This is a genomic window from Glaciecola sp. G7-5, assembly GCF_055808975.1.
In genome coordinates this window covers 268,134-280,836 of sequence record NZ_CM147892.1, presented here as the reverse complement: position 1 = coordinate 280,836, position 12,703 = coordinate 268,134, and the positions used below count along the sequence as shown (strand labels likewise).

Annotated in this window: 10 protein-coding genes; all 10 read left to right on the top strand. The window is 43.4% G+C overall.

The features are described from left to right. Positions 1-118: 118 nt before the first annotated feature. Positions 119-523 (top strand): methylated-DNA--[protein]-cysteine S-methyltransferase, encoded by a 405-nt coding sequence (locus AC0L6H_RS01165; RefSeq protein ID WP_473394442.1) that lies wholly within the window; start codon positions 119-121, stop codon positions 521-523. Positions 524-536: 13 nt separating this feature from the next. Next, positions 537-1,430, top strand: a complete 894-nt coding sequence (locus AC0L6H_RS01160) for a DMT family transporter (protein WP_473392051.1) — start codon at positions 537-539, stop codon at positions 1,428-1,430. A gap of 114 nt (positions 1,431-1,544) precedes the next feature. Continuing rightward, on the top strand, positions 1,545-2,915 hold the full coding sequence (gene glmU / locus AC0L6H_RS01155; RefSeq protein ID WP_473392049.1) for a bifunctional UDP-N-acetylglucosamine diphosphorylase/glucosamine-1-phosphate N-acetyltransferase GlmU: 1,371 nt from the start codon (positions 1,545-1,547) through the stop codon (positions 2,913-2,915). A gap of 14 nt (positions 2,916-2,929) precedes the next feature. Continuing rightward, the gene (glmS, locus tag AC0L6H_RS01150) at positions 2,930-4,768 is read left to right on the top strand and encodes a glutamine--fructose-6-phosphate transaminase (isomerizing) (RefSeq protein ID WP_473392048.1); all 1,839 of its coding nucleotides are present in this window, start codon (positions 2,930-2,932) and stop codon (positions 4,766-4,768) included. 141 nt (positions 4,769-4,909) lie between these two features. After that, positions 4,910-5,734: a TnsA endonuclease C-terminal domain-containing protein gene (locus AC0L6H_RS01145; protein WP_311362130.1), complete on the top strand. Its 825-nt coding sequence runs from the start codon at positions 4,910-4,912 to the stop codon at positions 5,732-5,734. Further along, positions 5,721-7,796 carry a Mu transposase C-terminal domain-containing protein gene (locus AC0L6H_RS01140; RefSeq protein WP_311362131.1) on the top strand — a complete coding sequence of 692 codons (2,076 nt, stop codon included), beginning with the start codon at positions 5,721-5,723 and terminating at the stop codon, positions 7,794-7,796. The genes AC0L6H_RS01145 and AC0L6H_RS01140 overlap by 14 nt, the downstream gene beginning before the upstream one ends. Then, complete coding sequence (locus AC0L6H_RS01135) at positions 7,796-9,454, top strand: AAA family ATPase (RefSeq protein ID WP_473392046.1); 1,659 nt, start codon at positions 7,796-7,798, stop codon at positions 9,452-9,454. The genes AC0L6H_RS01140 and AC0L6H_RS01135 overlap by 1 nt, the downstream gene beginning before the upstream one ends. Continuing rightward, complete coding sequence (locus AC0L6H_RS01130) at positions 9,454-10,407, top strand: TniQ family protein (RefSeq protein ID WP_473392044.1); 954 nt, start codon at positions 9,454-9,456, stop codon at positions 10,405-10,407. The genes AC0L6H_RS01135 and AC0L6H_RS01130 overlap by 1 nt, the downstream gene beginning before the upstream one ends. Continuing rightward, positions 10,383-10,967, top strand: a complete 585-nt coding sequence (locus AC0L6H_RS01125) for a TnsD family Tn7-like transposition protein (protein WP_473392043.1) — start codon at positions 10,383-10,385, stop codon at positions 10,965-10,967. The genes AC0L6H_RS01130 and AC0L6H_RS01125 overlap by 25 nt, the downstream gene beginning before the upstream one ends. Further along, positions 10,945-12,540: a Tn7-like element transposition protein TnsE gene (locus AC0L6H_RS01120; RefSeq protein WP_311362134.1), complete on the top strand. Its 1,596-nt coding sequence runs from the start codon at positions 10,945-10,947 to the stop codon at positions 12,538-12,540. Before AC0L6H_RS01125 ends, AC0L6H_RS01120 begins: the two co-directional genes overlap by 23 nt. Positions 12,541-12,703 lie beyond the last annotated feature (163 nt).

The window sequence follows — 12,703 nt, the reverse complement described above, 5'->3', positions numbered from 1 at the left end:
CGCCAAGCCTATTAATTCATCCAAACCATTGGCAAATGCCTCTATATTACTTGAGTGCAAAAAAGCTGATGCGCCAGAGTATGTAAGTCAAATAAAGACAGAACAAGGTTATATTCGCATGTATGCGAACGCTTCGGCCGTGACCAAAGTCGGTTTTTTTGAAAACCCTATTAGTGAAAACGAAAACGCAATCACCACCGAAGCAAAACACCAAATGCAGGATTATTTAGCTGGTAAATTGCAGCAATTCGACTTACCTTTAGCGCCGCAAGGAACAGCATTCCAGCTTAAGGTTTGGCAGCAGCTTTTGGCTATCGACTACGGCAAAACCGCGAGCTATTTGGATATTGCAAGCGCGATCCAAAACCCTAAGGCTTGCCGCGCGGTTGGGGCGGCAAACGGCAAAAACCCGATAGCCATTGTGATACCATGCCACCGTATAATTGGCAGTAACGGAAGTTTAACCGGCTATGCGGGTGGGCTTAACCGTAAAACTTTTTTGCTCGATTTAGAGCAGTCATAACTGAGATACACTATTGAGAATCCAAGATTTCGCTGAACTACTATTTTTAGGGGCTATTTGGGGCGCTTCGTTTATGCTGATCAAATGGGCTGCGCCCGAGATTGGTATTTTCGCACTTGTAGAAATACGCGCAGTAGGCGCTACTTTGTTACTTCTTCCCTTGGTTTACATAAAGCGCCAACAACAAGAGCTTTATCAAAACTGGCAACCCTTGCTGGTGGTTGGGCTATTAAATACTGCTATTCCTTTTTGTTTGTTTAACTATAGTCTTTTGCATATTGAAGCTGGACTTGCTGCAATTTTAAACGGCACCGCGCCTATGTTTGGTATGCTGGTTGCTTATTTATACCTTAAAGAAACTATTGGTTGGTGGGGCCTTGTTGGGGTACTGCTTGGTTTTGCCGGGGTAGTATTGATTAGCTACGAACAAACCACGAATGCAAACGCCAGTGTAGTGCCGGTTATAGCAATATTATTGGCGACACTTTGCTACGGCATTGTGGCTAGTTATCTCAAACAAAAACTTAGCCATGTTAGGTCATTTGCAATTGCCGGTGGCAGCCAGTTTTTTGCAGCAATTGTTTTGTTGCCACTGGCGTTAATGAATTTACCCGAGGCAACCCCAAGCATGGGGGCTATTTCGAGTGCCTTAGTCTTAGCGTTTGTTTGCACAGGCTTGGCCTATGTATTGTATTTTGACCTGATTGCGAAAATTGGCGCGTCACGCGCGCTTACTGTAGGTTATTTGGTTCCCCTATTTGGCGTGCTGTGGGGCTATATTATTTTGAACGAAAGCTTATCATCAAAAGAGCTCGTGGGCGGCGCTTTAGTGCTACTAGGCGTTATGCTAGCAACCAATATATTCGCAAGATTTTCGCGTAAACGCCGCAGTGCTGTTTTGAAGTGATACACAAACCGAAGCCGCTAGGGCAACTATAGCTATACACCCGTAGCGCAATTTATACTGACAAGAGCAGCAACTTTTTGTACAATTCGCGCTTTCAGTTTTCAAGGATTAAGTATGTCATTGTCAGTTATCATTTTAGCCGCAGGGAAGGGAACTAGAATGAAATCTAGCCTACCTAAAGTTTTGCATAAGATTGCACATAAACCAATGGTAGAGCATATCATCGACAATGTTTACGCCTTAGGTTGTGAAAACATTAACCTTGTATACGGTCACGGTGGTGATTTACTCAAAAGCGAACTAGCCCACCATAAGGTCAATTGGTGCCTACAAGCTGAGCAATTAGGCACTGGCCATGCGGTGATGCAGGCTATCGACAACATAAACGATAGTGACGATGTACTTATTGTGGTCGGTGATGCGCCGCTAATTTCATCTGAAACCCTTTCCAATTTAGTTGCCGCCAAAAAAGACGCCGACCTTGCCCTGTTGACCGTTAATTTGATTGACCCAACTGGCATGGGACGTATTGTGCGTGACGCTAGCAACAATGACAATATAACGGCCATTGTTGAACATAAAGACGCTACAGAAGAACAGCTACGCATCACCGAAATAAATACCGGTATGATGGTGATGCAAGGAGCCGATTTAAAACGCTGGCTAGGTAACCTTTCTAGCGACAACGCGCAAAATGAATATTATCTGACTGATGTGATTGAAATGGCGGCTAAAGAAGGCAAGCGCATTAGCGCCGCTCAGCCGCAATGGCATCGTGAAGTTGAAGGTGTAAATAACCGTGCGCAGCTAGCATCACTAGAACGTGCATATCAGTTGCGCGCTGCCACCGAGTTAATGCTGCAAGGAGCGTCATTAGCCGACCCAAATCGTTTAGACATTCGCGGCAAGCTAAGTATAGGCGAAGACGTGTTTATTGACGCAAATGCGATTTTTGAAGGTGAAGTGACCCTTGGCAATAATGTGCGTATAGGTGCAAATTGTATTTTAAGAAATTGTCATGTGGGCGATAACACTAATATAGAAGCATATTCTTTACTTGAAAATGCCTCTGTTGCTAGTGATTGTAATATTGGGCCTTATGCTCGCTTACGTCCGGGTGCTGACTTACACCAAGGCGCAAAAGTGGGTAATTTTGTTGAAATTAAAAAATCGGTCATTGGCAAGGGCTCAAAAGTAAATCACTTAAGTTATATAGGCGATGCTGAAATAGGTGAAAATGCCAATATTGGCGCCGGTACGATTACCTGTAACTATGACGGCGTTAATAAGTCAAAAACGCAAATCGGCGATGGTGCCTTTATCGGCTCAAATTCATCACTAGTTGCTCCGGTTGTTATTAGTAATGGGGCAACGGTAGGCGCAGGCAGTACCATTACAAAAAATGTAGAAAATGACCAGTTGTCGATTGCGCGCAGTAAGCAAAAGAATATTTCTGGTTGGCAAAAACCAACTAAACAAAACTAAGGAATCCCAATACTATGTGTGGAATAGTAGGAGCAGTTGCCGAGCGCAATGTAGTACAAATTTTATTGGAAGGTTTAAAGCGCCTTGAATATCGTGGTTACGATTCAGCGGGTGTTGCCTTAGTTGACACACGTAATAATAACCAGTTGTCGGTTGTGCGCCGTACAGGCAAGGTGATTGAGCTTGCCAATGCCATAAACGACACCAACGGCTTAGGAAGCACCGGTATTGCGCATACCCGCTGGGCCACTCACGGCGGCGTTACCGAAGCAAATGCTCATCCACACGCGAGCGAAGAACGCTTTGCCGTTGTTCATAACGGTATTATTGAAAATCATAAAAACCTGCGCGAGATGCTAAGCAGCAAAGGCTATACCTTTGTTTCTGATACCGACACCGAAACAATTGCGCACAGTATTGCCCTTTATATGCAAAGCAATGACGATTTATTCAGCGCTGTGCAAGCGGCGGTAAAAACCTTTGAGGGAGCCTACGGGACGGTGGTTATGGATAAAACCACACCGAACAAGCTCGTTGTTGCAAGATCAGGTAGCCCATTAGTTATCGGATTAGGTATTGGCGAGAACTTCTTGGCTTCAGATCAAATGGCACTATTGCCAGTGACACGCAGATTTATCTTCTTAGAAGAAGGCGATGTCGCTGAAATCACGCGCACCAGCGTGACCATTGTTGATAAAAACGGTGATGTAGTTGAACGCGAAATCGTAGAAAGCACGGTTGAGCACGACGCAGGCGATAAAGGCGGCTACCGCCATTACATGCTCAAAGAAATTCATGAACAACCGCATGTACTGCGCAATGCCCTGAAAGGCAGAGTAAGCAGCGAAGGCGTAATGCCAGGTATATTTGGTGAAGGCGCTGATGAAATTTTCAAGAAAACCGAATACGTAAAAATTATTGCCTGCGGCACTAGTTATCACGCGGGTGTTACCGCAAAGTACTGGCTTGAGCAATATGCCAACGTGCAGTGCGATGTTGAGATTGCCTCTGAATTTAGATACCGCCATTCGTACGTGCCAGCGAACAGCTTACTGGTAACAATTTCACAGTCGGGAGAAACTGCTGATACCCTAGCGGCGCTTAAGCTTGCAAAAGAAATTGGTTATATGTCTAGCTTGAGTATTTGTAATGTTGATGGTTCGTCATTAGTGCGTGAATCTGCATTAAGCTTTTTGACCCGCGCTGGCGCTGAAATTGGCGTAGCGTCTACCAAAGCCTTTACCACGCAGTTGGCGGCATTTTTAATGCTGGTAGTGAATATTGGAAAGCACAAGAATATGGACGCTACCGTCATTACCAATATTGTTGACGCACTGGTAAGTTTGCCATCAAAGTTAGAAGAAACCCTATTGCTAGCCGGTGAAATTGAAGACTTAGCCGAAGAGTTTTCAGACAAACAGCACAGCCTATTTTTAGGCCGCGGTGACCAATACCCTATTGCAATGGAAGGGGCCCTTAAACTTAAAGAAATATCCTACATTCACGCTGAAGCCTACGCATCGGGCGAACTAAAACACGGTCCACTAGCCCTTATTGACGCAGAAATGCCAGTAATCGTAGTTGCCCCTAACAACGAATTACTTGAAAAGCTTAAGTCGAACGTAGAAGAAGTACGCGCCCGCGGCGGCATAATGTATGTCTTTGCTGACAAAGAAGCTCAATTCGAAAGCGACGAAACCATGCGCGTGGTGCAAGTTCCCCATTGCATGGAATCAGTGGCCCCCATCGTTTACACGATTCCACTGCAGTTGCTATCGTATTATGTTGCCTTGATTAAGGGAACTGATGTTGACCAACCTCGTAACTTGGCGAAATCGGTAACGGTGGAGTGATGGGGTAGCTTGCTGCCCTTCGTGTTGTGGATGAGTAATAAAGTTGTTTACATAGTAATAAAGTAGATAACTGAGTAATAGAGTTGTTTACTAAAACCATCTGAGCTAATCTGAATTCAGACTAGCTCAGATGGTTTTTTTATGGCCAAAAAGAGATATTGGAATACTGAAGCTAAAAATGCTCGCTGGATTAAGCAACGGCGCGGGCAAGGTGTAGGTTCTGAATATAAACCCTGGCTTAGTGTAAGAGATGTTCCATCCGAAGGTCGGTCTCATCGTGTTTTTGGCCATCTAACCCAACGAACCCATCATCTTCTATCTGATTTAGAGCTAGCAACTTTTCTGCTATTGCAATGGAGAACGTCAACGCTCGATATCAGAGAACAATTTCCTTTAGATATTACGATTACAAAGCAACTTTGTAACGAAACAGGAATACTGCACCCTGCCATTAATGGCGTACCACAATTTATGAGTACAGACTTTGTTGTTAACTCTAAAGAAAAAGACAAGGCGTTATTTGCCGTACAGGTTAAAGACAGCTCAGCGCTTAGGGATGCGAGAACTGTAGAGAAGCTAGAAATTGAGCGCCGTTTTTGGCGAAAAAAGAACACTCCTTGGTATCTCGTGACTGAAAAAGAAATACCAGCCGTAGTCTTCAAGAACATTGAATGGCTTTATAGTCTTCAAAGCCAGGAATTGAGCTTAGATGATGAATCACAATACTTTAATTTCTATTCAAAGCAAATTGCTGAAAACTTTCAACTAACAGTCATTGATATCTGCAAAAAAATAGACATCGCTTACCGTCTTGAATTGGGGGAAAGTTTGTTTCAGTTGCGCCTTTTGCTTGCACGACGGTATTTCCATTTTGATATTTCCATTCCTTACAGCAAGCTTCGTTGCAGTGATTTGCTGTCAGAATCTTTTGATACGGTAGTAGAGGTATTGCATGTATCAGGTTAATGAAGTTCTTTGCCTTGATGATGAGTTATTCAGAGTTCTCAAAATAGCTGGGAAAGATATTGTATGGATTGCCCTGGATGACAAAAACGCCTTTCCTTCCCTCGAATCTCTAGATTCTTTAGAGCAGTTGGTTCTCGATGAAAAGCTAATACGGGAAAGAGATCCCTTTGCTTATTTACAACAGGAAGCGCCCGAACCGGGCTCAAAAGCAGCAGCAATTCGCGATAGAAACTTCAAAATGCTGCAACCTTTAATCGAAGAGCCACTTTTTTACATACCAAAGATACGTTCGAAAGTATTCAAGTCGATACTTGAAGTAGAAGACATTTCTAAACCCTACCTGTACCGCATTGCAAGGCAATATTGGAAGCGCGGCCAGATACCAAATGCACTCTTGCCTGATTATCCTAATTCAGGAGGAAAAGGTAAACGCCGTCAGGCAAAAGACAAAAAACTGGGTCGACCAAGAGTTCATATGGAAGGTGTGGGGGCGATCATCGATGAAGCAACCGAAAAGCTTTTCCGCATTGTAATCGATAAGTACTTGTTAAAAGAGAACGAATTTTCACTCCCCTTTGCGCATCGTCGATTAAAACGATTATATGACCAACTCTTTCCAAACACCCCTGAATCAGAAAAGCCGACCAAATGGCAGTTGAAGTACTTCTACGATCGGGAATACGGTTTTGAAGAAAAAATAATTAAGAAAACGCCCACTCAACACTATAAAAAAGATATCAGACCATTAACCAGCACAGCGACCATGCAAGCCTTTGGCCCAGGGGCGCGCTATGAAATAGACGCAACCATCGCAGATATTATCCTGGTTGATGATAATGACCGAACACAGCCAGCGGGTAGACCAATCTTATATATTGTCATTGATGTTTTTTCCCGTTTTGTAGTTGGTTGGTATATAGGCTTTGAAAATCCATCCTATGTAGCGGCGATTCAGTCTCTTCATGTTGCTATGACAGATAAGAGCGATCTATTTTCTTCGCTAGGAATTGAGTGCTGCGAAATGGACTGGCCTTCATCAGGTCTACCTGAATCAATTCTTGCTGATCGAGGTGAACTGTTAGGGCATCAGATTGAGGGGCTTGAAGAAGCTTTTTTCGTGAGAATTGAAAACACACCTCCTTATCGCGGAGATGCCAAGGGAATTGTAGAAAGGAATTTTCGTTCTTTGCAGGCAGAGTTTAAACCATATGCTCCAGGCGTTGTTTCAGGAACGACCGTAAAAAAACGCGGAGGTAAAAACTATTGGCTGGATGGAAAGCTAACAATTTCGGAGTTCACTGAAATTCTTATTTCCTCGATTATCATGCACAACTTTGTCGACCCTATGGAAAAGTATGATCGAAGTGAAGACATGCCTACAGATCTACCAAATGTCCCAATTCATTTATGGAAGTGGGGCTTACAAAACCGCACAGGTCGGCTCAGAAAAGGCGATGAGGAAAACCTTCGAGTTGCACTCTTACCTAGAGAGCATGCGACAACCTCAGAAAAGGGCGTGTGTTTATTTGGTTTGTATTACTCTTCTCCAGAAGTGCTGTCGTCAGGCTGGTTACATCGGACAAAATCTTCTAACAGGCCTGAGAAAGTGGTAGTTGCATATGACCCTAATGTTGCTGATAAAATTTACCTTTTATATAAACCAAATAGCCGAGATTATTGGGTGTGCAAACTCACTGACTTGTCACGAGAGTACCGAAACTGCTCCTTTTGGCAGGTTTGGCGCAAGCAAGATGAACAGAAAAAAGAACTTTCCAAACAGAGACTAGCTGCTGACAAAACGAGAGCTGCCCACGAAGAGCGAATAGAAAATATAATTAGTTCGGCAGTCAAAGATACACCAAGGTCTTCCAAAACCAACACGGAGAGAATGGCCGGAGTAAGTAAAGCTCGTGCAGCCCAGTTAGAAACCGAGAGAACCCACAGAAGGGCTTCAACAACTTCTTCAACGCCGTCAGCTAAGATTATCAGTCTGCGCGAGAGTTCCGACGATGATGAATATCCTGATTATGAAGACGAACTATTCGATGGTGGGGATGACTAGTGAATCTTCCAAAAAATTACGTAGTTGCTGAATACAATGACACGGGTGTACCGCAATACGGCGATAATCCATTTATCGAGGCGCTACCGCCAATACTCTCGGTCAAACAAGCTGGTACAAACTTAAAAGGAAGAATTCTTTACAAGCCCTCGGACAGAAATGCCGATGCCAAAGCTAGAATGCATATGGTGGTTTCTCTGCTGGATGATTACTTTCAACCCTTGTCGCAGCATGTCCTTTTAGAGGAGCGTATCAGCATGATGATACGCAGAGGATATGTCGGTAGAAATTTAAATGATGGCTCATTGAATAGAAAACTGCAGGAGGGTTATGAGCTAATTAAATCTGATGGAACGCAGCCAGTAAATTTTGCTACTGAAAAAACTACTGCCCGGAGTATGTCACTGATTGGTATATCCGGAAGCGGTAAAAGCAGCTCCTTAAATCGAATACTAGAAACTTACCCTCAAGTTATTTTTCACGAGGCACGCAATTTTATTCAAACTACATACCTCAAAATCGAATGCCCAAGCAATGGTGATCTGGAAAGCCTATGCCTTAATTTTTTCAGCGGTGTGGATAACATTCTTGGGTCTGATTATGAGAGGCGGTACGCGAAGCAGCGTTTGTCTTTGCCGAAAATGTTAGCCTTGATGCGTCAAACAGCTAACAACCGGGCTATAGGTGTTTTAGTTATTGATGAAATCCAACGCTTGAGTCAAGTGCGGTCGGGTGGCAAAGGACACATGTTGGAGTTTTTTGTAGAACTGGTGAATCAGGTCGGTATTCCAGTAGTGCTTGTGGGTACGCCAAAAGCACGACCGATCCTCGAACTTGAGATGCAATCCGGTCGACGGAGTTCGGGGATAGGATCTATTTATTGGGAAACTATTCCGCAGAAGATAGATAAGGCAGGCAAAGGTCTAGTTGATAATCCAAATTGGATTCGGTTTACCAATGATTTGTGGAAATACCAGTGGCTGAAACATGCGGATGATCCTCTCACTAACGAAATTAGAGATTGCTGGTTCGACCTTTCACAGGGAGTACTCGATATCGTCGTCAAGCTGTTTGTACTCTCTCAGCTTCGAGCTATTGCGAATAAAAAAGAAAGAATAACCGAAGGGATAATGAAGTCAGTTTATGAGCAGGAACTTAAGCCAGTCCAGCCGATGCTTGATGCGCTTCGTTCTGGAAATGCTGAGCTAATCGTAAAATATTCAGACCTGCGTGGCTTGGATATCGAAAAGCGCCTTATAGAAATCGGAAACCAGATTATCGCCTCGCGTCAAAAAGAGGAACAGGGCCTCTTTGGCGGTAATAATGAAGCTCTTCATTTGTATAATTTGATGCTTCAACTCGATGAAAATTATGATGAAAAGCTCTTGGTACCTTTGGTAAATAAGGTATTTAAACAGTACCCAAACGCTCAGTTTAAAGAAATGCTCCCTATTCTGATTAAATGGTATTCAGAATGCGAACAGGATGAGCCTCCTATCGCTCAGAAGTCTATGAAGAGAAAAGATTGGTGTGACTTGGAAAGCGAAGACTTGCGCTATCTATTCGATCTTTGCGATACAGAGAATAAAGATCTTCATGAAACCTTGGACAGAAGGGGGATGTTTTTTAACTTGGAAGACTGGGCAGCAGGTTTTTAATGCTTGGATTTCCTACCCCTTACCCTAATGAGCTGTTGTATAGCGTCATTGCTAGGACTGGGGTCCATGAAGGAGAGACATCACCGAAACAGCTATTAAACTCGGTGTTTGCAAATAAAAAAGTTATTGCCACGGTAGATTTGCCCAGCCATGTCGGGCGTATTGCTGATCAGTATCCAAAATCGTTGAGCTTATCTGCATTGGATCTAATAGAAAAGCATACTCTTTGGCCGATCTATGCCCCTTTTCTGCCGAATGACCGAAGGAAGTCGGTTGAAGAATGGATGTGTGATAGATCGCAAGGAGCTGCGCATTTAGCGTCTGGAATCGTAGCATCGAGAGTTCTCGCTAAGAGGGTAATGCTGATGTGCCACTGCTGTCTTCAGCAGCATGAGCAAGAATATGGTGAAGCCTTTTGGGATAGGCGATGGCAAGTCCCCGTAGTCGATTGTTGTCCTATTCATGGGGCGCTATCTGAGACCGATATAAGGAAAAATGGTGAGCATCGACATGCCTATGTTTCGGTCTTACAAAGCAAAATTGTTGGTAGTCATCCAGAAACAGAATCAAGCAAGCGCTTTAGTGAATTGGTTTATCAGTTATTTGATTCGTTCGTAAAAAGCTCGCCTAGTTATCAACAATGGACATCCTTTTATCGTAATTTGGCGTTTGCAAATAACTTTCGAAACGGTAAGCGAATCGATCATCAGCTCATACGAAGCCAATTCATTTCGTATTGGGGTAAAGACTGGTTGAAAAAGAAGAACCTGCTCCCCTCCACAAGTGATACCTCGTGGTTAAGAAGTATTTGTCGAAAGCACCGTAAGGCGTTTAGTTTTGCAGAACATATAACGGCCATACGATCCTTATCTCAAGGCCAAATGTCGACAGTACAGGCGCTCGAGAGAGCTTTAAATATAAATGAGAGGTGCGAAAAAAGAAGGCAAAGATAATAGCCGAAATTAACACGCTGACGGTAGATCAGAATAAATGGCTGTCACTCGTGCTTGAATATGGGCCAAAGAGTGCAAGAAATGCACAGCCTGCACTATATGCTCGCCTGTATAGAAACAACCATGACTGGTTAGTCAATGTAGATAAAAAACATAAGTTGCCTCCGGTGAGTGTGAATCGCCGTGTCGAGTGGTCTGCACGTGATAGTGTGGCTGCCAGAGCATTACTCGACTTTGTTCGGAGGGTAGAGAATGACTTGTCTGTGCCTCGGTTAACACAGACATTTTTGGTACATCAATTAAATAATAGCGCGACAATAGAGAAGAATTTATGCCGTTTGCCGCGCTGTACCGCCATTTTAAAAAGATACACTGAATCTGTTGATGAGTATCAGATAAGGCGTCTGACTCGAGCCTATATCTCATTTATCGAAAGCAATACGATGATAAAAGAATGGGTATTGCTTAGAAAGTCAGGCTTGAGTGAAGTGCGCATGTCAAAAGTTGTAAAAGAGTTCTTAGGGGAGATTGTCAGGGATGGCAAACAATGCAAAATATAAGCACATTGAAGATGACTCGAAAATAAGTGCAATTGGTTCGTTATTTCGAGGCGTTAATAATAAGTTGTGGGCGATAAATCTCGACTTTTCGAACAAACCTTCCAAGAGTGTTCAATTCAGCGCCGCGCCCATTCTTGTTCGACGGAGAATATTAAACTCGACGAGTGGTAATAAAAAGTTGGGTTTACACCGTCACCTGACGATTGAAAATGCACATCATTGGCAGTTAGCTAAACTCGACGACTGCCCTGCATATAACAAAGCTCCCAGAGGACGAGACCACGCTCAGTTTTGCTTTGTCGCGGATGCTGCTGACAGGAAGATTTATATTCCTCAGCTAGAATTGGCCAGAGTACTTTTCTTTCATGACCCCTTCTTAGCTAGATTAAGTTTGCAGCATAACGCTTTGGCCGAGGACTTCTTTATAGACTTAAACAATGATAGGCAAACCATTTATGTCCGTGAAGGAGCAGAGTATCCAGTACATTATTTCAACGGAGATGATAACAGGCGCTTTCTGAGCTGGGTTTTAATGGACTCAGATGCACGGCAGTCGTTTGAAAGCATCAGTGCCAGTTTATTGCTTAATCAAATCCGAAAGGGAAATTACGATCACTGGGATTTTTCCTTTACTCCTCCTTCATTAGGTGGAGTAGAGCTAGAAATGACAGGTTGGGATGACCGTGATTCCGGAACGTTTTTCGTGTGGGAAATTCATGGAATCAAGGAGCTACCCTCTGAGGTCAAAGGTGAAGTCGACTTTGTGCACCCAAAATATGAACGTAAGGTAGGAGGCAAGCCAGTAAAAGGTAACGGTTCTAAAGGAGAGGCCCCAGAGCAATATGAGTTGAATGATGATGAGCTGTCGGATACCGATAAAGCCACTATGGCGCTAATCTCTGATTCGGTTAAAACCAGTTTTAAGACGCCATTTATTACCAACCGAGTTCCTAAGAAGCTTAAGCCCGTCAACAATATAATCGGTAACGGCGATAAAGAAGTGCTAGATAAGAACCTAAGTGCCAACGAAAAGGAAGAAACGGGTGATCTTCCTGGTGGTGCTTGGAACAACTTAGATGACCAGACAGATGATACTCATCTATATTTGTCGAAGTTCAAGTCATTCTCAGACGCCATAAAATGTTTGGAAACACATCACCAATGCAGAATCGTCACTCGTGAAATTTTCAAGCTACCAAAGCGAGACAACAGCAGAAAAGACCTGCATATGTTGGAAGATACGCATAACCCAAGATGTATGAATTTAATAGAGGTAGAGTATAAAGGTAGTCCAATAACGTTACTTGAGATAGATACTTCCGACGGTGCAGCAAAACTCTCGACAATGATGTTAAGAATAGGTTTCAGTGGATGGTTGTCAGATAATATGAGTCGAATATTACAGGGGATCATGAAAAAGTCGTTGGGTTGGCCAACTAACATATTTATGGAAAAATTTGATCAATCCGATTTTTCCGGTATCCACCACCCTAAATCAAAACACTCAGGTCGCATAAAGCCAGAAGAGATACCTCCATGGGCTCAGAGGTTTGTCAATTGGATGTCTAGGTAAGTAGATTGGTAAAAACCTATTACTCAGAAAGGCCATTTGCATTCTAAGTTTGTAATCAGTATCTCTACCAAGCAATAATAAGACTCAGTTGGTTGGAAACTGGAGTTTAAGAGTCGGCATTGTACGAGCGGACCTTGGCGCAATAGTTGCGAGCGACAGACAA

Coding starts and splice junctions, on each gene's coding strand:
- glmU (WP_473392049.1), top strand. CDS start 1,545: ATGTCATTGTCAGTTATCATTTTAGCCGCAGGGAAGGGAACTAGAATG.
- AC0L6H_RS01165 (WP_473394442.1), top strand. CDS start 119: ATGTATGCGAACGCTTCGGCCGTGACCAAAGTCGGTTTTTTTGAAAAC.
- AC0L6H_RS01140 (WP_311362131.1), top strand. CDS start 5,721: ATGTATCAGGTTAATGAAGTTCTTTGCCTTGATGATGAGTTATTCAGA.
- AC0L6H_RS01145 (WP_311362130.1), top strand. CDS start 4,910: ATGGCCAAAAAGAGATATTGGAATACTGAAGCTAAAAATGCTCGCTGG.
- glmS (WP_473392048.1), top strand. CDS start 2,930: ATGTGTGGAATAGTAGGAGCAGTTGCCGAGCGCAATGTAGTACAAATT.
- AC0L6H_RS01130 (WP_473392044.1), top strand. CDS start 9,454: ATGCTTGGATTTCCTACCCCTTACCCTAATGAGCTGTTGTATAGCGTC.
- AC0L6H_RS01120 (WP_311362134.1), top strand. CDS start 10,945: ATGGCAAACAATGCAAAATATAAGCACATTGAAGATGACTCGAAAATA.